A 23577-nucleotide genomic window follows, 5' to 3' on the forward strand; every position below is an offset into this window, starting at 1 on the left:
TGCCGGGCGGTTTTCGCATGGGTGCGCGCGAAAACGCGCGAGCGCTCAGTGCAGGATCTTCGCAAGGAAGTCCTTCGCGCGATCCGACTTCGGGTTCGCGAAGAACTCTTCCTTGCGGTCGTCCTCGACGATCGCGCCCTGGTCCATGAAGATCACACGATGGGCGACCTTCTTCGCGAAGCCCATTTCGTGCGTGACGACCATCATCGTCATCCCTTCCTGCGCGAGTTCGACCATTACGTCGAGCACTTCGTTGATCATCTCGGGATCGAGCGCGGACGTCGGCTCGTCGAACAGCATCGCGATCGGGTCCATCGACAGCGCGCGCGCGATCGCGACCCGCTGCTGCTGACCGCCCGACAACTGGCCCGGAAACTTGTGCGCATGCGCCTTCAGGCCGACGCGATCGAGCAGCTTCATGCCCTTCTCGTTCGCTTCGTCCTTGCCGCGGCCGAGCACCTTGACCTGCGCGAGCGTCAGGTTCTCGGTGATCGACAGGTGCGGGAACAGCTCGAAGTGCTGGAACACCATCCCGACCTTCGAGCGCAGCTTCGACAGGTTCGTCTTCTTGTCGCCGACCGACTGGCCGTTCACGAGGATCTCGCCCTGCTGGAACGGCTCGAGGCCGTTCACGGTCTTGATCAGCGTCGACTTGCCCGAGCCCGACGGGCCGCACACGACGACCACCTCGCCTTTCTTGACCTCGGTCGTGCAGTCGGTGAGGACCTTGAACTGGCCGTACCACTTCGAAACGTTCTTGATGGAAATCATCTTGTGACCTTTTTCTGGAGACCCTTGACGAGAGCAGACGCCAACGAGCAAATCACGAAATAGCATGCGCCGGCGAACAGGACCATCTCGACGGTCGTGCCGTCGCGATCGCCGACGTTGGCGGCCGTGCGGAAGAAGTCCGCGAGACTGATCACGTACACGAGCGACGTATCCTGGAACAGGACGATCGCCTGCGTGAGCAGCAGCGGCACCATCGCGCGGAACGCCTGCGGCAGGATCACGAGGCGCATCGCCTGCGCGTAATTCATGCCGAGCGCGAACGCGGCATTCGCCTGCCCGCGCGGCACCGCCTGGATGCCGGCACGGATGATCTCGGAATAATACGCGGCTTCGAACAGCGAGAACGCGACCATCGCCGAGGCAAGGCGAATGTCGATCGTCGGCGACAACCCGAGCACGCCCTGCAGCAGTTGCGGCACGATCAGGAAGAACCACAGCAGCACCATCACGAGCGGGATCGAGCGAAACACCGTCACGTACGCTTTCGCGAACCACGCGAGCGGCTTCACGCCGGACAGCCGCAGCAGCGCCAGCAACGTGCCCCAGACGATGCCGACGACGATCGCGATCAGCGTGATCTTGAACGTGACGATCGCACCGGTCCACAGCGTCGGTATCGCGCCGGGAATACTACTCCAGTCGAACTGATGCATCACTTGCCTCCGATGTAGCCGGGCAGCCGCGTACGGCCTTCGATCCAGCGCATGAACCCCATCACGACGAGGTTGATGAGCACGTACGCGAGCGTCACCGCGATGAACGACTCGTAAGTCTGCGCGGTGTAGTCGACGAGCTGGCGCGCCTGCGCGGACAGGTCGAGCAGACCGATCGTCGACGCGACCGCCGAGTTCTTGAAGATGTTCAGGAATTCGGACGTGAGCGGCGGCACGATGATCCGGTACGCGACCGGCAGCAGCACGTAGCGGTACGTCTGCCATTGCGTGAAGCCCATCGCGAGGCCGGCCGCGCGCTGGCCCCTCGGCAGCGCGTTGATCCCCGAGCGCACCTGTTCGCACACGCGCGCGCCCGTGAACAGGCCGAGACAGACGATCGATGCGGTAAAGAACTGCGTGCCGGGCGGCAACTGCTTGATCCAGGTGCCGATTGACGCGGGCAGCAACTCCGGCACGACGAGGTACCAGATGAAGAACTGCACGATCAGCGGAATGTTCCGGAAGATCGACACGTACACGGTGCCGATCGCGGCGAGCCATTTGTTCGGCACGGTGCGCAGCACGCCGAACAGCGACCCGACGATCAGCGCGATGACCCAGGCGACGAGCGACACCTCGATCGTCACCCAGAAGCCGGACATCAGCCATCCGAAATAAGTCGTCGGCTCGCCGGTCGAGACGGGGCTCAGGAAGACGCCCCAGTTCCAGTGGTAAGACATGGGCAAGACTCCAGCAAAAAGAAACGGAAGAAGCGTGGCCTCTTCCGTCTCATTAGCGTCATTTCTGCATCAACGACCGCGTGGTCAGTCGAGCGCCTTGTCGTTCGGGTTCGCGTACAGCTTCTTCATCGACTCGGACAGCGGGAAGTTCAGGTTCAGCCCCTTCGGCGGGATCGGCTTCTCGAACCACGTCGCGTAGATCTTCGCGGCTTCGCCCGACTTCTCGACTTGCGAGATCGCGTCGTCGACGACCTTCTTGAAGTCGGTGTCGCCCTTGCGCATCATGCAGCCGTACGCCTCTTCCGATTGCGGCGTGCCGACGATCACCCACTCGCCCGGCTGCTTCGCCTTCGCGCGCTCGCCCGCGAGCAGCGCGTCATCCATCATGAACGCGACCGCGCGGCCCGATTCCAGCGTGTTGAACGAATCGCCGTGATCCTTCGCGCTGATGATGTTCATGCCCAGCTGCTTGTCGTTGTTCATCTTGCGCAGCAGGCGCTCCGACGTCGTGCCGGCAGTCGTCACGACCGTCTTGCCCTTCAGGTCGGCGAAATCCTTGACGCCGGAATCCTTCTTCGTCATCAGGCGCGTGCCGATCACGAAGATCGTGTCGGAGAATGCAGCCTGCTGCTGACGTTCGGTATTGTTGGTCGTCGAGCCGCACTCGATGTCGACCGTGCCGTTCTGCACGAGCGGGATGCGGTTCTGCGACGTGACCGGGATGTTCTTCACCTGCAGGTTCGGCAGGTTCAGCTTCTTCTTCACCGCGTCCACGACCTTCATCTGGAAGTCGCGCGAATAGCCGACCACCTGCTGGTTCTGGTCATAGTAAGAGAACGGAATCGACGATTCGCGGTGGCCCAGCGCGATCACGCCCGTGTCCTTGATCTTCTTCAGCGTGCCCGTCTCCTGAGCGTGCGCGCCGCTTGCGAACGCGCAAAGCGCCGCGACCATCAGGACTGCCTTGTGGTATTTCATTTTGGTCATCTCCTTGGCTAAAACCCGCGCCAGTGTATCAAAGTAATATTTTTGAAAGTACTGGTTGTTTACCGCACTACGAATCGCCCGGTGCGAAGCCTTCCTCTCGGCTTCGGGCGCGCCGAATGCGCGCGCGGGCGATGCCGGATCCGGCATCGCCCGCGAGGGTTCATATCAGCAATCGGGTGGATTGCGTCATGAATCGTTCATGGTCGACGATCAGGGACGCCCGGTTAGGGACGCCCGGTCAGGGACGCTCGATCAGGGGTAGAGGCCGCGCATTTCGCGCGCCATCAGGATGCGCTTGCACGCGACGATGAACGCCGCCGTACGCACCGTCACCTTGTGCTCTTCCGCGACCGCCCACACGCCGGTGAACGCTTCGCGCATCACGCGCTCGAGACGGTGGTTGATCTCGTCTTCCGTCCAGAAGAAGCTCGAGAAATCCTGCACCCACTCGAAGTACGACACGGTCACGCCACCGGCGTTCGCGATCACGTCGGGGATCACGAGCACGCCGTTCGCGCTCAGGATGTCGTCGGCCGCCGTCGTCGTCGGGCCGTTCGCGCCTTCGACGACGATCTTCGTGCGGATCTTCGCCGCGTTCTTTTCCGTGATCTGGTTTTCCAGCGCCGCCGGGATCAGGATGTCCGTCTCGACCGTCCAGAACTCGTCGTTCGGCATCGGCTCGGCGCCTTCGAAGCCCGCGACGCCGCCCGTGCGTGCGACGTGGTCGAGCAGCTGGTTCGAATCGAGGCCGGCCGGCTGGTAGATCGTGCCCGTGTGATCCTGCACCGCGATCACCTTCGCGCCGGCTTCCTGGAACAGCTTCGCCGCGATGCCGCCGACGTTGCCGAAGCCCTGCACCGCGATGCGTGCGCCTTCGATCTCGAGGCCCTTCTTCTTCGCGGCTTCGCAGCCGACGACGAACACGCCGCGGCCCGTCGCTTCCTTGCGGCCGAGCGAACCGCCGAGCGCGATCGGCTTGCCGGTTACGACGCCGGTCGACGTCTGGCCCTGGTTCATCGAGTAGGTATCCATCATCCACGCCATCACCTGTTCGTTGGTGTTGACGTCCGGCGCCGGGATGTCGGTGTTCGGGCCGATGATGATGCCGATTTCGCTGGTGTAGCGGCGCGTCACGCGCTCGAGCTCACCGCGCGACAGCTTGCGCGGGTCGACGCGGATGCCGCCCTTCGCGCCGCCGTACGGCACGTTCACGGCCGCGTTCTTCACGGACATCCATGCCGACAGCGCCATCACTTCCGACAGCGTCACGTCCTGGTGGTAGCGCACGCCGCCCTTGCCCGGGCCGCGCGACACGTTGTGCTGCACGCGATAGCCCTCGAAGTGCGCGACGGTGCCGTTGTCGAGCTCGATGGGGCAGTCGACGATCAGGATGCGCTTCGGACGCTTCAGCGTTTCGAGCCAGCGCGACAGCGAACCGAGGTACGGCGCGACGCGATCGACCTGCCGAAGGTAGTTGCCCCACGGGCCGAGATCGTCGGCGTGCAGGTAGGACGGGATGGACTGCTGTTGCGAAGACATGGAGGCTCCAACGTTCAACGGATTGCGCACATTGTCGAAAAACCCGTTTTTTTTATCCAATGCCGTTTGTTTATTCGATTATGCGTTTCTTGCATGATCGCGATTTTTCGCAAAATCGCAGTCGATTTGCGCAAGAACGCCCGCGATCGGCCGTGCATCGCGTTCGTGAAAAATCGGATTGGATAGACGCGGGCCGGCCGCCGGACAGCCGGTCGACAGGCGCTGCAAGGCCGCCGTCAGCCGGCCGGGGCCGGTTGGCCGGATTAACCGTCGGCGGTTAACCCGTGGTCTCGCGCAGTTCGTCGCGCACGACGTCCCACAGCCCGCGTACGAGCTTCTGCCGCGGATCGTCGCCCTGCAGCGCGAGCTTGTCGCAGTACAGCCGGATCTCCATCGTCAGCGTGAACGGATGCGCGCCGCCGCGCGCCGACCGGTCGAGCCGGATCAGCCGGCCGCCCGCGACCGCATCGTCGACCGCGCTGTGCGGCAGGAACGCGACGCCGTGGCCCGCGAGCGCCATCGCCTTCAGCCCTTCGGCCATGTCGGTTTCGTACACGCGATCGAGGAACAGCCGCGTCGGCGCGTTCGCGATGATGACTTCGGTCATCCGGCCGAGATACGCGTTCGGCGTATATGACAGATACGGCACGCGCGCGTCGGCCGCGCCGGGCAGCGTATGGCGCGGCCGGCCCGCGCGGCCGGGCGCCGAGAACGGGCTGATCGGCTCGCTGCCGAGGATCAGCATGTCGTAGCGTGCCGGGTCGAGCGCGACCGGGTGGCTCGGGTGGTGGTAGCCCATCACGAGGTCGCAGCCGCCCTCGACGAGCGACAGCACCGCGTCGTGCACGTTCAGCGCGCGCAGCCGCGTGTGGACCTGGCCCATCTTCGCTTCGATCCGCTCGAGCCAGCGCGGGAAATACGTGAGCGACAGCGTGTGCGGCACCGCGAATTCGATCGTCGGCACCGGCGCGCCGACGTGGCCGCGCAGCAGCGTCCTCGCCTCGTGCGCCTGCGACAGCATCGTCAGCGCCTGCTCGTAGAAGATCTGCCCGGCCTGCGTGAGCCGTGTCGGATAGACCGAACGATCGATCAGCTCGGTCGCGAGCCACGCCTCGAGCGCCTGGATGCGCCGCGAAAACGCCGGCTGCGACACGTGCCGCAGCTCGGCGGACCGGCTAAAGCTGCGCGTTTCCGCGAGCGAGACGAAGTCTTCGAGCCATTTCAGTTCCATGCAGGCGGGCGCGGCGGGCGGCGGTCGGGAAGAAGCCTGCATTCTACCGGCGGGCAGGCCCGGCCGGCGGCTCGGCGGACGGCCAGGCGAGCCTGCGCGGGCGCCCATCGGCACGCCATTCGCGCGCTGCCCCGGCGCCGCCCGAGCGTCACCTGCCCGCGGCAACCGCGGCCGGACCGGTTCGGCCGGGATCGGCCCGCGCCAATGGTAAAATGCCAGATTCTCCTTCCCCTCGCTCGACCCGGCCCCAAGGCCCCGCCCGATCATGTCCGACACTCGTCCCGATACGCTTTTCGCCCTCACCGCGCTCTCGCCCATCGACGGCCGCTACGCCAGCAAGACCGAAGCGCTGCGCGACTGGCTCTCCGAAGCCGCCTTCATGCGCCACCGCGTCACCGTCGAGGTGCACTGGCTGATCGCGCTGTCGCGCGCCGGCTTCGCGGAAGTCCCGCGCTTCTCGGAAGCGTCCGAGCAGTTCCTGCTGCAGCTCGCCGAGCGCTTCACCGCGCACGACGCCGCGCGCATCAAGGAAATCGAGCGCGTGACGAATCACGACGTGAAGGCCGTCGAATACTGGCTGAAGGAATCGGTGAAGGGCCAGGCCGAACTCGAGCAGGCGAGCGAATTCATCCACTTCGCATGCACGTCCGAGGACATCAACAACACGTCGCACGGGATGATGCTCGCCGGCGCGCGCGAACACGTGATCCTGCCGGCGCTGCGCACGGTCTACCAGCGTCTCGTCGCGCTGTCGCACGCGCACGCCGAACAGCCGATGCTGTCGCGCACGCACGGCCAGCCGGCCAGCCCGACGACGCTCGGCAAAGAACTCGCGAACGTCGCCGCGCGCCTCGCGCGCGCGATCACGCGCATCGAGAAGGTCGAGATCCTCGGCAAGATGAACGGCGCGGTCGGCAACTTCAACGCGCACCTGTCCGCGTATCCGGAATTCGACTGGGAAGCGTTCTCGCGCGACGTGATCGAAAACCGCCTGAAGCTCACGTTCAACCCGTACACGATCCAGATCGAGCCGCACGACTACATGGCCGAACTGTTCGACGCCGTCGCGCGCGCGAACACAATCCTGCTCGACCTCGACCGCGACGTGTGGGGCTATATCTCGGTCGGCTATTTCAAGCAGAAGACGAAGGCCGGCGAAATCGGCTCGTCGACGATGCCGCACAAGGTCAACCCGATCGACTTCGAGAACTCGGAAGGCAACCTCGGCCTCGCGAACGCGACGCTGCGCCACCTCGCCGACAAGCTGCCGGTGTCGCGCTGGCAGCGCGACCTGACCGACTCGACGGTGCTGCGCAACATGGGCGTCGCGCTCGGCTACTCGCTGCTCGCGTACGATTCGCTGATCCGCGGCCTCGACAAGCTGGAAGTGAACCCGCAGCGCCTGAACGACGATCTCGACAACTGCTGGGAAGTGCTCGCGGAGCCGGTGCAGACGGTGATGCGCCGCTACGGCATCGAGAACCCGTACGAGCAGCTGAAGGAACTGACGCGCGGCAAGGGCATCACGCGCGAGGCGCTGCAGGAATTCGTCGGCACGCTCGCGATCCCGCAGGACGCGAAGGATCGCCTGCTCGCGATGACGCCGGCGTCGTACATCGGCAAGGCCGTCGAACTCGCGAAGCGGATCGCGTAAGCACCACCGTCGCCTGACGAAAAAAAGCCCGATGCGAATTGCTTCGCATCGGGCTTTTTGCTTTTCTGCCGGTCAGAACGAGATCATCCGTCCCGGATTCAGCGCGCTCATCACGCTCATCGCCGCCTTTGCGGCCGGAATTGCGATCGGCGACAACTGCCGGCCGAGCGGAATCGCGCGATGGTCGATGCCCGTGAGCATCGAGAAATCGTCGTTGCGGCCGACGAAATCGTCGCAGATCGCCTTGCCGATCCGCACCGTCTGCGCGACGCCGTGGCCGCTCCAGCCCTGCACCATGTACATCGGCACGCGGCCGTCGGTCTTGCGGCTGTCGGTGGCGCCGTTCAGCGTGAAGTCGCTGACGCCGCTCCAGCAGTAGTCGAGCGCGAAGCTGCCGTCGGCCTGCGGAAACACCGTGTTCAGCCGCGTCAGCAGATACGCGTTGACGTCGGGCTGCGCCCAGCAGCTGCCGGTACCCTGCCCGCCGAACAGCAGGCGGTTGCCGCGCACCGGCCGGTAGTAGTCGATCTGGAACTGCGTGTCGTACACCGGCATGCCGGCCGGCATCAGCGTCGCGACATCGACGTCGAGCGGCGCCGTCACGCTCACGTAGGTAAAGAACGGCACCGTTATCGCGGCACCGTCGTCGAGCAGCCGGAACGTCGTGTTGTGCAGCGCGAGCACGACGCCGCGGCGGGCGGTGATCGTGCCGCCCGGCGTCGTCGCGACGACGCCCGCGGGCGTCTCGTCGAGCTCGAGCACCTCGGTGCCCTCGAACAGCGCGCCGCCGTTCAGCCGGAAGCCGTGCACGAGGCCGCGCACCAGCGCGAGCGGATGGATCTGGCCGCCGGTCGCGTCGATCGCCGCGCCGTGATACAGCCCCGAGCGCACGTATTCGTCGTGCAGCTGATGGCGGCCGACGAGCGTCACGCCCGCATCGCCGAGATAGCGGCGCGCATCCGCGCCGTCGAGCAGCGCGCTCATGTGACCGGGGTGAACCGCCGCCGTGATGTGGCCGCGCTTGCGGTCGAGATCGAGCGCGTAACGCGCGCCGATCTCGTCGATCAGGCCCATCGACTCGGCCGACGCGAAGCGCCACAGCCGCTTCGCATCGTCGTGCGACAGGTTCTCGATCATGTCGGCGGCTTCCCAGCGCGCGAGGCCGGGCGTCAGTTGCCCGCCGTTGCGGCCCGATGCGGCCGAGCCGACGTGATGCTTGTCGACGAGGATCGTGTCGACACCCGCTTCCGCGAGATGCAGCGCGGCCGATGCGCCGAGCAGGCCCGCGCCGATCACGAGCACGTCGCAGACGGCGTCGTGCGCGAGCGGCGCGGTGTTTGCGTGGCGCGACAACGACGCCTCATACCAGTTGGCCGGACGCTCGCCGTCGTAGCGGGCCGGATCGCACCAGTTCCAGTTGTCTTTTTCGATGTTCAGTTGCGTTTGCCCGAAACGCGCTTCGCCCTGGATCAGGGGTGGGTGATTGGAATTCATGATTGCACTTGCATGGTCTTGGCCGCCTGTCGATGAGCCTTCTGGCTTCGCGGGTGGGGCAGCCGGTTCCACATGGGTGTCAACGAGAAAAGGGGCGCGATGGCCCGTGTTGACGGCGAGCACGCTCGTGCCGCCTGGATCCCGGACTGTGCGAAAGCACGTCTTGAAAGGTGCCGGGACACCCAATTTCTACACCGCAGAAATAATTCTACGGTGTAGAATAAGCTTTCGTCAAGTTTACAGCCGGCGCCGTGCCGGCCTGCCAGCCCGCCTCGATGAAAGACAAACCCGCCCAAGGCCCGCGCGGCCTCGACAAGGACGCGATCGTCGCGGCCGCGCTCGCGCTGCTCGAAGACGTCGGCGAAGCCGCGTTCAGCGTGCGCAAGCTCGCGCAATCGGTCGGCTGCGACCCGATGAGCGTGCTGTATCACTTCAAGTCGAAGGATGGCCTGAGCCGCGCGATCGCGAATGCGCTGTCGCGCTCGCTCGTGCCGGTCGACCCGTCGCAGCCGTGGCGCGAACGGCTGCGCGACCTCGCGCGCCAATACCGCGCGCTCGCGCTGCGCTATCCCGCCGCGTTCGCGCTGCTGCAGCGGCACATGAGCACGGGGCCGGCCGATCTCGCGCACATCGAGGCCGTGCATCGCGCACTGACCGACGCCGGCATCCCGCGCGCGGCGCTGCCGTCGGTATGCGTCGGCTGGTACGCGAGCGTGATCGGACTCGCCGCCGCCGAGGCCGGCGGCCTCACGCGGCCCGCGAACGACGTCGAGCTCGCGGAGATGCACGCGCTGTCCGATACCGCGCACCCGCTCGTCAAATCGGCCGCCCCGCTCTACGCGCAGCTCGATCCGGCCGTCGTGCACGACACGATGCTCGACGTGCTGCTCGACGGCATCGCCCAACGCGCCCGCGCGGCCTGACGGCGTACGCATCACCAACGAAAAAGGCGCCCGAAGGCGCCTTTTCCATCACGATGACCGCGAACCGCGCTCAGTGCGGGTGCGCGAGGCCGATCTTCAGCATGACCTGATCGACGATCTGCTCGGGCGTCAGCTCGATGCTGACCTCGATTGCTTCGTCCGGGCCCGGCTCCTCGAGCGTGTCGAGCTGGCTCTTCAGCAGCGACGGATCGAAGAAATGGCCGGTGCGGCTCTTCAGGCGCTCGTGCAATACCTCGAACGTGCCCTTCAGATACACGAACCGCACGTCGGTATCGGTGCCGCGCAGCACGTCGCGGTACGAGCGCTTCAGCGACGAGCACGTGAACACGGCGGTTTTGCCCGCGCGCTGCTTTTCCTCGATGGCCGCGCGAATCGTGCGCAGCCACGGCCAGCGGTCTTCATCGGTCAGCGGAATGCCGTGGTGCATCTTTTCCTTGTTCGCCGCGCTGTGAAACGCGTCGCCATCGGTATAGCTGCACGACAGGCGTTCCGCCAGCATTTCGCCGATCAGCGACTTGCCCGCGCCCGACACGCCCATTGCGATCAGAATCATTGACTACCCCTTGTTACAGAACCAGGCTCAGCAGCAGCGTAAAGCTCAGACCGAGCACCGAGATGATGGTTTCAAGCAGCGACCAGGTCTTGAACGTCTGGCCGACCGTCATCCCGAAATATTCCTTGATCAGCCAGAAACCGCCGTCGTTCACGTGCGAGAAGATCAGCGAGCCCGAGCCCGTCGCGAGCACCAGCAGTTCCGGGCGGGCCGTCGTGCCGGCCGCCGCCGCGATCGGCGCGACGATGCCGCAGGCCGTCGTCATCGCGACCGTCGCCGAACCCGTCGCGAGACGCATCAGCGCCGCGACGAACCAGCCGAGCAGCAGCGGCGACAGATGCGCGTGCTTCGCGGTCTCGACGATCTGCTGCGAGATCCCGCTCTCGCGCAGGACGCCGCCGAAGCCGCCGCCCGCGCCGACGATCAGCGTGATCCCGGCGATCGGTGCCAGGCACTCGCCGCAGAACTTCTGGATCTGGTCGCGGTTGAAGCCCTGCAGCTTGCCGAACGTGAAGAAGCTCACGAGCACGGCGATCAGCAGCGCGACGTCCGAGTTGCCGGCAAAGCGCAGCAGGTTGTTCGGCAGCGACTTCGGCGCGAACACGAGATCGGCCCAGCTGCCGACGAGCATCAGCACGACGGGCAGCAGGATCGTGAACAGCGTGATGCCGAAGCTCGGCAGTTCGCGCTTGCGACCGTCCGTGTGCGTATCGACGAACTGCGATGCGAGCGGGTTGTTTTCCGGCAGCTTCACGAACTTCGAGATCATCAGCGCGAACAGCGGGCCCGCGATGATCGCGGTCGGCACGCCGACGATCAGGCCGAAGGCGATCGTCTTGCCGATATCGGCGCCGTATTGCTGGACGGCCAGCAGCGCGGCCGGGTGCGGCGGGATCAGCCCGTGCACGACCGACAGGCCGGCCACCATCGGCAGGCCGACGACGAGCAGCGACTTGCCGGTGCGCTTCGCGACGTTGAACGCGATCGGGATCAGCAGCACGAAGCCGACTTCGAAGAACACCGGCAGGCCGACGATGATCGCGACGAACATCATCGCCCAGTGGATGTTCTTTTCACCGAACCAGTCGATCAGCGTGGTCGCGATCCGTTCGGCGCCGCCCGATTCGGCCATCATCTTGCCGAGCATCGTGCCGAGGCCGACGACGATCGCAATGTGGCCGAGCGTGCCGCCGGTGCCCGTTTCGAACGACTTGACGATCTTGTCCATCGGCATGCCGACGACGAGACCGAGGCCGAGCGAAACGATGATCAGCACCAGGAACGGGTAGATCTTGTAGCGCGCGATCATCAGGATCAGCGCGGCAATCGCGATCAGCGTGAATACGAGCAGCATGCTGCCTTGGACGGCCCCCATGTGGCACTCCTCCTAGAATTGTTCGAACCGGGCGAGTCGTTGCGAGTATGCCCGGCTATGCAGGTCTCCGAAACACGGGGGTACCCCCCCGTCAGGACGCTGAATTTTACTTATCTTTGCGATCCGCGGATAGAACCGGTTCCATCAGCAAAAACCCTCGGTAAAACAAGCACTAACGCTTGCTTTCCGAGGGCCAAACCGTCATTTCGTACAAGTCTTAACGGGGCAGTTGGCTCGCCGCTTGCGCGAGGCGCGTGACTTCGGCCCAATCCTGCGCGGCGAGCGCGGCCTTCGGCGTGAGCCACGAGCCGCCGACGCACACGACGTTCGGCAGTTTCAGGAAGTTTGGCGCGGTGTCGACCGTGATGCCGCCCGTCGGGCAGAACTTCAGCGCCGGAAACGGACCGTGGAACGCCTGCAGCATCGGCACGCCGCCCGCCTGCTGCGCGGGGAAGAATTTCACGATGTCGTAGCCGAATTCGAGCGCCTGGATGATGTCGCTCGGCGTCATCACGCCCGGCAGCAGCGGCAGGCCCGCGTCGAGCGACGCGAGATGCAGTTCCTTCGTCAGGCCCGGCGACACGCCGAACTTCGCGCCCGCGCGCTTCGCCTGCGCGCAGTGCTCGGGCTTCGTGATCGTGCCGACGCCGACGACGATGTCGTCCGCGAGCTGGCTCGCGCGCTGGATCGCCTCGAGGCCCGCCGGCGTGCGCAGCGTGATCTCGAGCACCTTCACGCCGCCCGCGTGCAATGCCCGCGACACGTTTTCGCCCTGCTCGACCGAGTCGAATGCGAGCACCGGGATGACCGGGCCCAGCTTCACGATTTCAGCAATCGTCTTCATTGAATTGGCTCCTTGAAATTCATGCGGCGACGCTGACGGCCGTTTCGCCGATCAGCGTCCCGAAAACCGATGCGCCCTGCTCGGCCGGCGCCGCGGCCGCGCGGAACACGCCGAACAGTTCGCGCCCGAAACCGACTTCGTTCTCGGCCTGGTGCTGCGGCTGCGCGACCGGGCGCGCGTGCCACTCGGCGTCGTCGACCTCGATGTCGAGCACGCCGGCTTCCGCGTCGATCACGAGCGTATCGCCCGTCTTCACCTTGCCGAGCGGGCCGGCCAGCAGCGCTTCCGGCGACACGTGGATCACGGCCGGCACCTTGCCCGACGCGCCCGACATGCGGCCGTCGGTCACCAGCGCGACATGGAAGCCCTGATCCTGCAGCACGCCGAGCAGCGGCGTCAAACGGTGCAGCTCGGGCATGCCGTTAGCGCGTGCGCCCTGGAAGCGCACCACCGCGACGAAATCGCGCTTCAGCTCGCCGCGATCGAACGCTTCCTGCACGGCTTCCTGCGAGTCGAACACGATCGCGGGCGCCGTCACCTTGCGGTGCTCCGGCGCGACCGCCGAAATCTTGATCACGCCGCGGCCGAGCCGGCCCTGCATCAGGCGCAGGCCGCCGTCCGGCTGGAACGGGTCGCGAATGCCGCGCAGCACCTTCGTGTCGTGGCTCTCGGCCGCGCCATCGACCCACGTCAGCTTGCCGTCGATCAGCTTCGGCTCCTTCGTGTAGTGCGCGAGCCCCTTGCCGGCGACCGTCGTCACGTCCTCGTGCAGCAACCCGCCTTCGAGCAGGTTGCGTACCAGGAACGCGACACCGCCGGCCGCGTGGAAATGGTTCACGTCGGCCTTGCCGTTCGGATAGATCTTCGCGAGCAGCGGCACGACCGCCGACAGCTCGTCGAAGTCGTTCCAGTCGATCAGGATGCCGGCCGCGCGCGCGATCGCGACGAGGTGCAGCGTGTGGTTGGTCGAGCCGCCCGTCGCGAGCAGCGCGACGATCCCGTTGACGATCGCCTTTTCGTCGATCACATGGCCGATCGGCGTGTAGTGGCCGCGCTCGACGGTCAGGTCGAGCACGCGGCGCGCGGCCTCGGCCGTCAGCGCGGTGCGCAGCGGCGTATGCGGGTGAACGAATGCCGAGCCCGGCAGGTGCAGCCCCATCAGCTCCATCAGCATCTGGTTGCTGTTCGCGGTGCCGTAGAACGTGCAGGTGCCGTGGCCGTGATACGCGGCCGATTCGGCTTCGAGCAGCGCGTCGCGGCCGACCTGGCCGGTCGCGAACTGCTGGCGGATCTTCGCCTTGTCGTCGTTCGACAGGCCGCTCGTCATCGGGCCGGCCGGCACGAAGATCGTCGGCAGGTGGCCGAACTGCAGCGCGCCGATCAGCAGGCCCGGCACGATCTTGTCGCAGATGCCGAGGCAGAGCGCCGCGTCGAACATGTTGTGCGTGAGCGCGATCGCGGTACCCATCGCGATCGCTTCGCGCGAGAACAGCGACAGCTCCATCCCCGGGTTGCCCTGCGTGACGCCGTCGCACATCGCCGGCACGCCGCCCGCGAACTGCGCAACGCCGCCGTTCTCGCGCGCGGCCGCCTTGATGATCTCGGGGAAATCCTTGTACGGCGCGTGCGCGGACAGCATCTCGTTGTACGAGGACACGATGCCGATATTCGGCTCGCGGATCGCCTTGATCGCGAACTTGTCGTTGCCCTCGAGGCCCGCGAAGCCGTGCGCGAGGTTCGCGCACGACAGCGCGCCGCGTGCCGGGAACTTGCCTTGCGCGCCGTCGATGCGCTGCAGATAGGCGGAACGGGTCGATTGGCTGCGGGCGATCACGCGTTCGGTGACCTTCGCCAGAGTGGGGTGCAGCGACGTCATGCTGGGCGCTCCTGTATGCCGGCCGACACCGGCGGTTGGAATCGTGGGGACGGTCGAGCTTCGTCGATCGAACGAAGGCAGTCTAGTAGAAAAACTACAAGCATGCAATGCGGATCGACTCGCTCGCAACCCTCATTCCCGCCACCAGCAAGGCTGTAATCAGTGAAAACCCTAATCCACCTTGTTGACCCCACGCCGAAACCCTCGCACTTTCGCTAGCATTTTCATGTAGATTTTCTACAATTCGATTGCGATACACTCCCTCATCCGAACCCGATTTCCACGTGCCGTCCCATGCTGCCTCGCATTGAAGCGATCCGCGCCGAGCTGCGCCCGTCCGAGCGCAAGCTCGCCGACTACATTCTCGCCGCACCGCGCGAGGTGCTCGACCTCGCGATGACCGAGCTGTCGACCCGCGCGGGCGTCAGCCAGCCGACCATCGCGCGCTTCTGCCAGGCGCTCGGCTGCAGCGGCTTTCGCGAATTCAAGATCCGGCTCGCGCAGAGCGTCGCGCCGGGCGTGTCGTCGGTGTACCGCGACGTCGAGCCCGACGAACCGGCGCCCGGCATCATCGGCAAGGTGTTCGACCGCACGATCGGCGCGCTGATCGAGGTGCGCAACAGCCTGTCCGCGGGCAGCGTCGCCGACGCGATCGCGCTGCTGTCGAACGCGTCGCGGATCGAGTTCTACGGCGCCGGCGGCTCGGGCATCGCCGCGCAGGACATCCAGCACAAGTTCTTCCGGCTCGGCGTGCCGAGCGTCGCGTATTCGGATCCGCACACGTTCTCGATGTCGTCGGCGCTGCTCGGGCCACACGACGTCGTCGTCGCGATCTCGAACACCGGCCGCACGCGCGACATCGTCGACGCCGCGCGCTCCGCGCTCGCATGCGGTGCGAAGGTCGTCGCGATCACGCAGAGCCATTCGCCGCTCGCGAAGCTCGCGACGGTCAGCCTCGCGTCGAACGTCGCCGAGGAAACGGACGTGTTCTCGCCGATGACGTCGCGGATGTCGCATCTCGCGATCGGCGACATCCTCGCGGTCGGCGTCGCGCTGTCGCGCGGGCCGGCGCTGATGGAGCGCGTCGGCCGCGCGAAGGAAGCGATCACGCGGCGCCGGATCGACGACCCGACGAAGGAGTAGGCGTCGCGGAACGCCGCGCGTAAACGAACAACGGCGCCCCGAGGGGCGCCGTTGCGCATGATTCGACGGCGGCACGTGCCACCGGCCGCGCCGCTCAGAACGGCTTGATCACCACCAGCGCGACCGCCGCGAGCATGCCGAGCACCGGCAGCTCGTTGAACACGCGATACCACTTGTCGGTGCGGCGGTTCTCGCCGCGCTCGAACACCCGCAGCAGGTGCCCGCAATACGCGTGGTAGATCACGAGCAGCAGCACGACCGTCACCTTCGCATGGATCCAGCCCTGCCCCTGCCCGATGCCGATCACGAGCCACAGCCACAGCCCGCAGGCAAGCGCGGGCACCGCGATCATCGTCATGAAGCGGAACAGCTTGCGCGCCATCAGCAGCAGGCGCCGCACCGCGGCCGGATCGGTCTCCATGGCCAGGTTCACGTAGATGCGCGGCAGGTAGAACAGCCCCGCGAACCACGCGGCGATCAGAACGACATGGAACGTCTTGACCCAGAGCATTGCCATTGGTGGTGCGCCTCGCTTTACTGACGGCCTTCGCCGTGCCCGAGCACCACGTACTTCAGCGACGTGAGCCCTTCCAGGCCGACCGGGCCGCGTGCGTGCAGCTTGTCGTTCGAGATGCCGATTTCCGCGCCGAGGCCGAATTCGAAACCGTCCGCGAAGCGCGTCGACGCGTTGACCATCACGCTCGCCGAATCGACTTCGCGCAGGAACCGCATCGCGCGGTCGTGATCCTCGGTGACGATCGCATCCGTGTGATGCGAGCCGTAATGGTTGATGTGCTCGATCGCGGCGTCGAGGCCGTCGACGACCTTGATCGCGAGCACCGGCGCGAGATACTCGGTGTGCCAGTCTTCCTCGGTCGCGTCGACGAGCGGGCCGACGCCCGCGTCGGCGAGCACCGCGCGTGCGGCCGCGTCGACGCGCAGCTCGACCTGCTTGTCGCGATACAGCTTGCCGAGCGGCGGCAGCAGCTTCGCCGCGATGCCGCTGGATACGAGCAGCGTCTCCATCGTGTTGCAGGTGCCGTAGCGGTGCGTCTTCGCGTTGTCGCAGACGGTCAGCGCCTTGTCGAGATCGGCGCGATCGTCGACGTATACGTGGCAGATGCCGTCGAGGTGCTTGATCATCGGCACGCGCGCCTCGTTGATCAGCCGTTCGATCAGGCTCTTGCCGCCGCGCGGCACGATCACGTCGACGTATTCGGTCATCGTGATCAGCTTGCCGACCGCCGCGCGATCGGCCGTCGCGACGACCTGCACCGCGTCCTGCGGCAGCCCGGCCGCCTCGAGCCCTTCACCGATCAGCTTCGCGAGCGCCGCGTTCGACTCGAGCGCCTCGGAGCCGCCGCGCAGGATCGTCGCGTTGCCCGACTTCAGGCACAGCGCGGCCGCGTCGATCGTCACGTTCGGGCGCGACTCGTAGATGATGCCGATCACACCGAGCGGCACGCGCATCTGGCCGACCTGGATCCCGCTCGGGCGGAACTTCAGGTTGCCGATCTCGCCGATCGGATCGGCCAGCGACGCAACCTGGCGCAGCCCTTCGACCATCGTGTTCAGCGCCTTGTCCGACAGCGTCAGGCGGTCGATGAACGCCGCATCGAGCCCCTTTTCACGGGCGCGGACGACATCGCGTGCATTCGCGTCCTTCAGCGCCTGCGCGTCGCGCTCGATCGCGCGGGCCACGGCATCGAGCGCCGCGTTCTTCGCGGCCGTGCTGGCGCGCGCCATCGCGCGGGAAGCGTGCCGGGCGCGACGGCCCAGGTCGGTCATGTACTGATCGATATCCATCGTGTGACTCGAGAAGCGAGCCGCGCGGAGCGGCATGAATTCGTGGGGAAGCGTGGGGCGGCCATCCGGAACGGCTATCCGGGTGGACGGCCATCCGTGCGGGGCGGCGGCCGCAAGGCCGCGCCGCGTAGGGCGGCGCCCCGGTCATCGAAACATTGTAAGCGGGTTGCGCAGTGCGCGCTGAAGGCCCGAACGGGACTTAGCGTCGCACGCGACCCGCGGTCGGCGGTCGCTCGCCGCGGGCGCCCGCGACCGTCATCGCGAGCTGGAACAGCCCGTCCCACGGGTCGGGCGGCGGTTCGTCCTGCGTGCGGCGGCCCGGCACGACGGCCGTGAGCCCCTTGACCTGCCGGTCGAGCTTCGCGGCGAACGCGAGCGCCTGTTCGAGCACCGCCTCCGACACGCGGTTCAGCGCGGGCGCGATCAACCGCTCGCGCGGACCCCACACGCGGTTCTCGCGCAGCAGCGTCGCGAGCGGCTTGCCGGCCGTCGTGCCGCGCTTGATCCGCAGCAGCGTGCGCAGTTCCTCGACGACGGCCCACATCACGAGCACGATCGCCTCGCCCTCGCCCTTCAGCCCGTCGATCATCCGCGCGAGCCGCGCGGCGTCGCCGGCGAGCATCGCTTCGTTCAGCTTGAATACGTCGTAGCGCGCGACGTTCAGCACCGCGTCGTGCACCTGCTCGAACGACAGCGCGCCCTGCGGATACAGCAGCCCGAGCTTCTGGATTTCCTGGTGCGCGGCGAGCAGGTTGCCCTCGACGCGCTCCGCGATGAACTGCAGCGCGCGGCGCCCGTCGTCGCCAGATGCGACGCGCTGGCCCTGCATCGACAGGCGCTGGCCGATCCAGTTCGGCAGTTGCGCACGGTCGACCGGATCGATCTTCAGCGCGACACCGCCGTTCTGCAGCGCGGTAAACCATGCGGATTTCTGCGTGGCCGCGTCGAGGCGCGGCAACGTGACGAGCATCAGTGCGTCCGGATTGGGCGTGGCCGCGAGCGTCTTCAGCGCATCGGCGCCTTCCTTGCCGGGCTTGCCCGACGGAATGCGCAGCTCGATCAGCTGGCGCTCGCCGAACAGCGACATCGCCTGGGTCGCGCCGAGCAGCACGCTCCAGTCGAAGCCGCGCTCGACCGTATGCACCGAACGCTCGGTGAAGCCGGCCGCGCGCGCGGCCGCACGAATGCGGTCGCACGCTTCCTGCGCGAGCAGCGGCTCGTCGCCGTAGACGGTATAGAGCCCGGCCAACCCCTTCGCGAGGTGCGGCTCCAGCGCATCAAGTCGCAATTGCATCGCTGCGTGCGCCCGCGATCAGAGCGGCGGCGGCGGCAGCGGCGCGCGCGGCGCCACGCCCGGCACCACGTCCTCCGGCGCCGGCGTCAGCGAATGAACGATCGCGAGACGCCGCATCAGCTGGTCGACCGCGTCGTTCTGCATGTCGCCGTACAGGATGTCGGCTTCCTGCGCCTTCGCGTTCGTGTACTGGTCGCTGTACGTCATCGCGCGGTTCAGCGCGATCGCGCTCGGCGGGATCAGCACGGTGCCGTCCTTGCTCGTCAGCGTGTAGTTCAGCGTGTAGAACAGCGCGTATTCCTGCGCGGAGCCGTACTTGTTGAGCGTCAGCGTGTTCTGGCCACGCGACTCCCACATGCGCAGCACGGCGTCGGCGTCGTCCGCCGACTTGACGATCTTCGTGTCGCTGCCGGCCTGGACGAGGCGCGTGAGCCGCGCCTCGACGGGCGCCGGCGCACCGGCCACGAACAGCTGCTTGAACGCGTAGTCCTGCTGGCCGCGCAACTGGAAGCCGCATGCCGACAGCACGACCGCGCTGCCGACGAGCATCAAAAACGATCTGCGGATCACCTTCGCTCCTTCTGGGTACGTCCGACGGCCGGCGGCCGTCAGACGACGATGTTCACGAGGCGGCCCGGCACGACGACGATCTTCTTCGCCGGCTTGCCGTCGCTGAATTTCGCGAATGCCTCGTCGGCCACCGCCGCCGCTTCGATCGCGTCGCGGCTCGCGTCCTTCGCGACCTTCAGCGCGCCGCGCACCTTGCCGTTCACCTGCAGCACGAGTTCGATCTCGGCCTGCTCGAGCGCGGCCTCGTCGACCTTCGGCCACGGCGCATCGAGCAGCGGGCCGAATTCGTCCGCGTAGCCGAGCGCCTTCCACAGCTCGAACGTGGCGTGCGGCACGACCGGGTACAGCACGCGCAGCAGCACGCCGTACGTCTCGCGCAGCACGGCGGGCGTCGCGCCCTTCGCGCCGTCGATCGCGTTCAGCATCTTCATCGCGGCCGACACGACCGTGTTGTACTGCAGGCGCTGGTAGTCGAAATCGGCCTGCTTCAGCACGCTGTAGATCTCGCGGCGCAGCGCCTTGTCGGCGTCGCCGAGCGCGGCGGCATCGAAGCCCGCGCGCACGGCGAGCGCTTCGCGGTTGCCGGCGCCGAAGCTCCACACGCGGCGCAGGAAGCGGCTCGCGCCCTCGACGCCCGCGCCCGACCACTCGAGCTGCTGCTCGGGCGGCGCCGCGAACATCGTGAACAGGCGCGCGGTATCGGCGCCGTACTGGTCGATCAGCAGTTGCGGATCGACGCCGTTGTTCTTCGACTTCGACATCTTCTCGATGCCGCCGAGCACGACCGGCTGGCCGTCCGCATTCAGCGTCGCGCCGACCGGGCGGCCCTTGTCGTCGTGCGTGACCGTCACGTCGAGCGGGTTGTACCAGGTCTTCTTGCCCGCCGCGTCTTCGCGGTAGTACGTCTCGTTCAGCACCATCCCCTGCGTGAGCAGGTTCTTCGCCGGCTCGCCGAACTTCACGAGGCCGAGGTCGCGCATCACCTTGGTCCAGAAGCGCGAATACAGCAGGTGCAGGATCGCGTGCTCGATGCCGCCGATGTACTGATCCATCGGCATCCAGTAGTCGGTGCGCGCGTCGACCATCGTCTCGGCGTCCGGCGCCGTGTAGCGCGAGAAGTACCACGACGAATCGACGAAGGTGTCCATCGTGTCGGTTTCGCGCTTCGCCGCCGCGCCGCATGTCGGGCACGTGCAGTTCAGGAACGCTTCGGACTTCGCGAGCGGGTTGCCCGAGCCGTCCGGCACGAGGTCTTCCGGCAGCACGACGGGCAGGTCCTGCTCCGGCACCGGCACGTCGCCGCACGACGGGCAGTGGATGATCGGGATCGGCGTGCCCCAGTAGCGCTGGCGCGACACGCCCCAGTCGCGCAGGCGCCACGTGACCTGCTTGTCGCCGAAACCGCCGGCCTTCAGGTCGGCGGCGACCGCGTCGACCGCTTCCGCATAGCGCAGGCCGTCGTACTTGCCGCTGTTCACGCAGACCGCGGTGTCCTTGTCGCCGTACCACTCCTGCCATGCGTCGAGCGAGTACGTCTGCCCTTCGCTCGCGATCACCTGCTTGATCGGCAGATCGTATTTCTTCGCGAACGCGAAATCGCGCTCGTCGTGGCCCGGCACGCCCATCACCGCGCCTTCGCCATAGCTCATCAGCACGTAGTTGCCGATCCACACCTCGACCGGCTCGCCGGTCAGCGGGTGCTTGACCGAGAAGCCGGTCGCGACGCCCTTCTTCTCCATCGTCGCGACGTCGGCCTCGGCGACGCCGCCGCGCTTGCATTCTTCGATGAACGCGAGCAGTTCCGGCTTGCCTTGCGCGAGGCGCGTGGCGAGCGGGTGCTCGGCCGCGACCGCGCAGAACGTGACGCCCATGATCGTGTCGGCGCGCGTCGTGAACACGCGCAGCAGCTTCTGCTCGCCGTCGAGTTCGTACGGGAAGCCGAAGTTCACGCCGAAGCTCTTGCCGATCCAGTTCTGCTGCATGATCTTCACGCGCTCGGGCCAGCCGAGGCCGTCGAGGTCGTTCAGCAGCTCATCCGCGTACTGCGTGATGCGCAGGTAGTACATCGGGATCTCGCGCTTCTCGACGAGCGCGCCCGAGCGCCAGCCGCGGCCGTCGATCACCTGCTCGTTCGCGAGCACGGTCTGGTCGACAGGGTCCCAGTTCACGGTGCCCGTCTTCTTGTACGCGATGCCCTTCTCGAGCATCTTCAGGAACAGCCACTGGTTCCACTTGTAGTAGTCGGGCTTGCACGTCGCGATCTCGCGCGACCAGTCGATCGCGAGGCCCATCGACTGCATCTGGCCCTTCATGTAGTCGATGTTGTCGTAGGTCCACTTCGCGGGCGGCACGCCGTTCGCCATCGCGGCGTTCTCGGCCGGCATCCCGAATGCATCCCAGCCCATCGGCATCAGCGTGTTGTAGCCGTTCATCCGCAGATAGCGGTACATCACGTCGTTGATCGTGTAGTTGCGCACGTGACCCATGTGCAGCTTGCCGGACGGGTACGGCAGCATCGATACGCAGTAGAACTTCGGCTTCTGCGAATCTTCCTTCGTCTTGTAGGCATCGGCTGCGCGCCAGTCGCCCTGGGCGGCGGCTTCGACGTCGGCGGGTACGTATCTCTCGTGCATGGTGTGGTTCGGGCTAGGCTTTAAGCGGCGCGACGGCGCGCGCGCAGGATTGGATCGAAATCGTGCGTGCCCGGCGGCGCTGCAGGTTCGCTGTTGCGGGACCTGTTCGGGGTTTCCGGATATTTTCCGGGTTACCTGGAAAATTCCGGGTTACCTGGAAAAAACCTGCCAACCGGGGAAAACGGTGATTATACCGTCAGCGCCGGCCCATCCGGCCGGTCTTGCGGCGCGCGGCCCGATCCCACGGCGGGCGCGAACTTGCCTGATGATCCACGCAGCGGTTCGCCGGCGCATCAGGGTTTCGCGCCGGCAGCGGCCGGCGCGGCGCCACCGGCCGGCGGCACGTCGGTCACGAAGCCGATCCGCGTGAGGCCCGCGGCCTGCGCAGCGCCCATCACCTGCGCGATCACGTCGTAGCGGGTCGCGCGCGACGCGCGCAGCCGCAGCTCGGGCGGCGCGGCGCCCGCGGCGGCCGCCCGGAAACGCGCGGGCAGCGCGTCGAGCGCCACAGGCGCGTCGTCCCAGTAGAGCTTGCCCGCGTCGTCGATCGACAGCGTGACGGATTGCGGCGTGTCGCGCGCGACGCTGGCCGCGACCTTCGGCAGGTCGAGCCGGATCGCGTGCGTCATCAGCGGCGCGGTGATGATGAAGATGACGAGCAGCACGAGCATCACGTCGATCAGCGGCGTCATGTTGATCTCCGCCATCGGCGCGGACGTCTTGTGGTGCTCGAGCCCGCCGAATGCCATGGTCGTTCCTCCGGAGCCGGCGCGTCAGGCGCCCTGCGCGCACACGAATACGTGCAGATCGCGTGCGAAGCCGTCGAGTTCCTCGGCGAGCTGCCGGACGAGCCGGCCGAGGATGTTGTACGCGAGCACCGCGGGAATCGCGACGACCAGCCCGAACGCGGTCATGATCAGCGCCTCGCCGACCGGCCCCGCGACGTTCTCGATCTGCGCCTGCCCGCTCGCGGCAATGCTGCCGAGCGCGTGATAGATGCCCCACACGGTGCCGAGCAGCCCGACGAACGGCGCGGTGCTGCCGATCGATGCGAGCAGCACCTGGCCGAATTCGAGGCGCCGCTGCGAACGCAGCATCGCATGACGCAACGCGCGCAGCACGCGTTCGCCGCGCTCGACGCGCGCGGCCAGCGCGGCGGGGTCGTGGTCGTCGGCCGCGTCGCGCGCGGCTTCGGCGAGCGGCACGAACACGCGCTCGCGATCGGCGCCGGCGAGCGCGGCGATACCCGCGTCGAGCGACGGCGCGCGCCAGAACGCGGCGAGCGCGCGCGGCCCCTGCCGCTTCGCGCGGACCAGCAGCCACGCTTTCATCAAGAGGAAGCACCAGCTGGCGACGGACATCGCCAGCAGCACATAGGAGACGGCATGCGTGATCGCATCGCCGCTTTCGAGGTAGTGGACAACGCCGGTGGGAATCGCCATCGGAGTT

Annotated in this window: 21 protein-coding genes; 3 read left to right on the forward strand and 18 right to left on the reverse strand. The window is 66.7% G+C overall.

What is annotated here, in order from left to right; all coding sequences use genetic code 11:
- Positions 1 to 45 precede the first annotated feature (45 nt).
- The 6 genes from HWW87_RS13095 to HWW87_RS13120 all read right to left on the reverse strand — a co-directional run bounded on the left by HWW87_RS13095 (position 46) and on the right by HWW87_RS13120 (position 5942).
- Entirely contained in the window at positions 46 to 771 is a 726-nt protein-coding gene (locus HWW87_RS13095; protein ID WP_175820561.1) for an amino acid ABC transporter ATP-binding protein, read from the reverse strand.
- Positions 768 to 1445: a glutamate/aspartate ABC transporter permease GltK gene (gene gltK, locus HWW87_RS13100; RefSeq protein WP_174386072.1), complete on the reverse strand. Its 678-nt coding sequence runs from the start codon at positions 1443 to 1445 to the stop codon at positions 768 to 770. The genes HWW87_RS13095 and gltK overlap by 4 nt, the downstream gene beginning before the upstream one ends.
- Entirely contained in the window at positions 1445 to 2185 is a 741-nt protein-coding gene (locus HWW87_RS13105; RefSeq protein WP_175820562.1) for an amino acid ABC transporter permease, read from the reverse strand. The genes gltK and HWW87_RS13105 overlap by 1 nt, the downstream gene beginning before the upstream one ends.
- Before the next feature lie 84 nt (positions 2186 to 2269).
- The gene (locus HWW87_RS13110) at positions 2270 to 3163 is read right to left on the reverse strand and encodes a glutamate/aspartate ABC transporter substrate-binding protein (protein ID WP_174429914.1); all 894 of its coding nucleotides are present in this window, start codon (positions 3161 to 3163) and stop codon (positions 2270 to 2272) included.
- A gap of 261 nt (positions 3164 to 3424) precedes the next feature.
- The gene (locus HWW87_RS13115; RefSeq protein WP_175820563.1) at positions 3425 to 4711 is read right to left on the reverse strand and encodes a Glu/Leu/Phe/Val dehydrogenase; all 1287 of its coding nucleotides are present in this window, start codon (positions 4709 to 4711) and stop codon (positions 3425 to 3427) included.
- A gap of 277 nt (positions 4712 to 4988) precedes the next feature.
- Entirely contained in the window at positions 4989 to 5942 is a 954-nt protein-coding gene (locus HWW87_RS13120) for a LysR substrate-binding domain-containing protein (protein ID WP_175820564.1), read from the reverse strand.
- A gap of 265 nt (positions 5943 to 6207) precedes the next feature.
- On the opposite strand from HWW87_RS13120, the gene purB reads away from it, so the two are divergent.
- A complete protein-coding gene (gene purB, locus HWW87_RS13125) occupies positions 6208 to 7596 on the forward strand; it encodes an adenylosuccinate lyase (protein WP_175820565.1) in 1389 nt (462 codons plus the stop codon).
- Positions 7597 to 7668: 72 nt separating this feature from the next.
- Here purB and HWW87_RS13130 read toward each other — a convergent pair whose 3' ends face one another.
- Positions 7669 to 9090, reverse strand: coding sequence for an FAD-dependent oxidoreductase (locus HWW87_RS13130; protein ID WP_175820566.1), 1422 nt, complete (start codon positions 9088 to 9090; stop codon positions 7669 to 7671).
- Positions 9091 to 9365: 275 nt separating this feature from the next.
- Between HWW87_RS13130 and HWW87_RS13135 the strand changes: the two genes are divergently transcribed.
- Entirely contained in the window at positions 9366 to 10013 is a 648-nt protein-coding gene (locus HWW87_RS13135) for a TetR/AcrR family transcriptional regulator C-terminal domain-containing protein (RefSeq protein WP_175820567.1), read from the forward strand.
- A 70-nt stretch (positions 10014 to 10083) separates the two neighbouring features.
- Here the strand turns inward: HWW87_RS13135 and HWW87_RS13140 are convergent, their stop codons facing one another.
- The 4 genes from HWW87_RS13140 to edd form a co-directional block, all read right to left on the reverse strand.
- Positions 10084 to 10587, reverse strand: coding sequence for a gluconokinase (locus HWW87_RS13140; protein ID WP_175820568.1), 504 nt, complete (start codon positions 10585 to 10587; stop codon positions 10084 to 10086).
- Positions 10588 to 10600: 13 nt separating this feature from the next.
- Complete coding sequence (locus HWW87_RS13145) at positions 10601 to 11962, reverse strand: GntP family permease (protein ID WP_174429920.1); 1362 nt, start codon at positions 11960 to 11962, stop codon at positions 10601 to 10603.
- 217 nt (positions 11963 to 12179) lie between these two features.
- Positions 12180 to 12806 (reverse strand): bifunctional 4-hydroxy-2-oxoglutarate aldolase/2-dehydro-3-deoxy-phosphogluconate aldolase, encoded by a 627-nt coding sequence (gene eda / locus HWW87_RS13150; protein ID WP_011544577.1) that lies wholly within the window; start codon positions 12804 to 12806, stop codon positions 12180 to 12182.
- A 19-nt stretch (positions 12807 to 12825) separates the two neighbouring features.
- The gene (gene edd / locus HWW87_RS13155) at positions 12826 to 14682 is read right to left on the reverse strand and encodes a phosphogluconate dehydratase (protein WP_174386082.1); all 1857 of its coding nucleotides are present in this window, start codon (positions 14680 to 14682) and stop codon (positions 12826 to 12828) included.
- Between the two features lie 294 nt (positions 14683 to 14976).
- Here edd and HWW87_RS13160 point away from each other — a divergent pair, with 294 nt between their 5' ends.
- On the forward strand, positions 14977 to 15825 hold the full coding sequence (locus HWW87_RS13160) for a MurR/RpiR family transcriptional regulator (RefSeq protein ID WP_126359737.1): 849 nt from the start codon (positions 14977 to 14979) through the stop codon (positions 15823 to 15825).
- A 94-nt stretch (positions 15826 to 15919) separates the two neighbouring features.
- On the opposite strand, the gene HWW87_RS13165 is transcribed toward HWW87_RS13160, so the two are convergent.
- The 7 genes from HWW87_RS13165 to HWW87_RS13195 all read right to left on the reverse strand — a co-directional run bounded on the left by HWW87_RS13165 (position 15920) and on the right by HWW87_RS13195 (position 23570).
- The gene (locus HWW87_RS13165; protein ID WP_128841871.1) at positions 15920 to 16342 is read right to left on the reverse strand and encodes a CopD family protein; all 423 of its coding nucleotides are present in this window, start codon (positions 16340 to 16342) and stop codon (positions 15920 to 15922) included.
- Positions 16343 to 16359: 17 nt separating this feature from the next.
- Complete coding sequence (locus HWW87_RS13170) at positions 16360 to 17631, reverse strand: glutamate-5-semialdehyde dehydrogenase (protein WP_175820569.1); 1272 nt, start codon at positions 17629 to 17631, stop codon at positions 16360 to 16362.
- A gap of 199 nt (positions 17632 to 17830) precedes the next feature.
- The gene (gene holA, locus HWW87_RS13175; protein WP_175820570.1) at positions 17831 to 18925 is read right to left on the reverse strand and encodes a DNA polymerase III subunit delta; all 1095 of its coding nucleotides are present in this window, start codon (positions 18923 to 18925) and stop codon (positions 17831 to 17833) included.
- Between the two features lie 18 nt (positions 18926 to 18943).
- On the reverse strand, positions 18944 to 19495 hold the full coding sequence (gene lptE / locus HWW87_RS13180) for an LPS assembly lipoprotein LptE (protein ID WP_174429924.1): 552 nt from the start codon (positions 19493 to 19495) through the stop codon (positions 18944 to 18946).
- Positions 19496 to 19533: 38 nt separating this feature from the next.
- Positions 19534 to 22128 (reverse strand): leucine--tRNA ligase, encoded by a 2595-nt coding sequence (gene leuS / locus HWW87_RS13185; RefSeq protein ID WP_175820571.1) that lies wholly within the window; start codon positions 22126 to 22128, stop codon positions 19534 to 19536.
- 293 nt (positions 22129 to 22421) lie between these two features.
- Positions 22422 to 22877, reverse strand: coding sequence for a biopolymer transporter ExbD (locus HWW87_RS13190; RefSeq protein WP_175820572.1), 456 nt, complete (start codon positions 22875 to 22877; stop codon positions 22422 to 22424).
- Positions 22878 to 22901: 24 nt separating this feature from the next.
- Positions 22902 to 23570 carry a MotA/TolQ/ExbB proton channel family protein gene (locus HWW87_RS13195; protein ID WP_069616766.1) on the reverse strand — a complete coding sequence of 223 codons (669 nt, stop codon included), beginning with the start codon at positions 23568 to 23570 and terminating at the stop codon, positions 22902 to 22904.
- Positions 23571 to 23577 lie beyond the last annotated feature (7 nt).

It is taken from the genome of Burkholderia sp. BCC0419, assembly GCF_902830285.1.
Classification (GTDB): Bacteria; Pseudomonadota; Gammaproteobacteria; order Burkholderiales; family Burkholderiaceae; genus Burkholderia.

Coding starts and splice junctions, on each gene's coding strand:
- edd (WP_174386082.1), bottom strand. CDS start 14,682: ATGACGTCGCTGCACCCCACTCTGGCGAAGGTCACCGAACGCGTGATC.
- HWW87_RS13130 (WP_175820566.1), bottom strand. CDS start 9,090: ATGAATTCCAATCACCCACCCCTGATCCAGGGCGAAGCGCGTTTCGGG.
- HWW87_RS13160 (WP_126359737.1), top strand. CDS start 14,977: ATGCTGCCTCGCATTGAAGCGATCCGCGCCGAGCTGCGCCCGTCCGAG.
- HWW87_RS13140 (WP_175820568.1), bottom strand. CDS start 10,587: ATGATTCTGATCGCAATGGGCGTGTCGGGCGCGGGCAAGTCGCTGATC.
- HWW87_RS13195 (WP_069616766.1), bottom strand. CDS start 23,570: ATGGCGATTCCCACCGGCGTTGTCCACTACCTCGAAAGCGGCGATGCG.
- HWW87_RS13110 (WP_174429914.1), bottom strand. CDS start 3,163: ATGAAATACCACAAGGCAGTCCTGATGGTCGCGGCGCTTTGCGCGTTC.
- eda (WP_011544577.1), bottom strand. CDS start 12,806: ATGAAGACGATTGCTGAAATCGTGAAGCTGGGCCCGGTCATCCCGGTG.
- HWW87_RS13165 (WP_128841871.1), bottom strand. CDS start 16,342: ATGGCAATGCTCTGGGTCAAGACGTTCCATGTCGTTCTGATCGCCGCG.
- leuS (WP_175820571.1), bottom strand. CDS start 22,128: ATGCACGAGAGATACGTACCCGCCGACGTCGAAGCCGCCGCCCAGGGC.
- gltK (WP_174386072.1), bottom strand. CDS start 1,445: ATGCATCAGTTCGACTGGAGTAGTATTCCCGGCGCGATACCGACGCTG.
- HWW87_RS13105 (WP_175820562.1), bottom strand. CDS start 2,185: ATGTCTTACCACTGGAACTGGGGCGTCTTCCTGAGCCCCGTCTCGACC.
- HWW87_RS13135 (WP_175820567.1), top strand. CDS start 9,366: ATGAAAGACAAACCCGCCCAAGGCCCGCGCGGCCTCGACAAGGACGCG.
- HWW87_RS13095 (WP_175820561.1), bottom strand. CDS start 771: ATGATTTCCATCAAGAACGTTTCGAAGTGGTACGGCCAGTTCAAGGTC.
- holA (WP_175820570.1), bottom strand. CDS start 18,925: ATGCAATTGCGACTTGATGCGCTGGAGCCGCACCTCGCGAAGGGGTTG.
- HWW87_RS13170 (WP_175820569.1), bottom strand. CDS start 17,631: ATGGATATCGATCAGTACATGACCGACCTGGGCCGTCGCGCCCGGCAC.
- purB (WP_175820565.1), top strand. CDS start 6,208: ATGTCCGACACTCGTCCCGATACGCTTTTCGCCCTCACCGCGCTCTCG.
- HWW87_RS13120 (WP_175820564.1), bottom strand. CDS start 5,942: ATGGAACTGAAATGGCTCGAAGACTTCGTCTCGCTCGCGGAAACGCGC.
- HWW87_RS13190 (WP_175820572.1), bottom strand. CDS start 22,877: ATGGCATTCGGCGGGCTCGAGCACCACAAGACGTCCGCGCCGATGGCG.
- HWW87_RS13145 (WP_174429920.1), bottom strand. CDS start 11,962: ATGGGGGCCGTCCAAGGCAGCATGCTGCTCGTATTCACGCTGATCGCG.
- HWW87_RS13115 (WP_175820563.1), bottom strand. CDS start 4,711: ATGTCTTCGCAACAGCAGTCCATCCCGTCCTACCTGCACGCCGACGAT.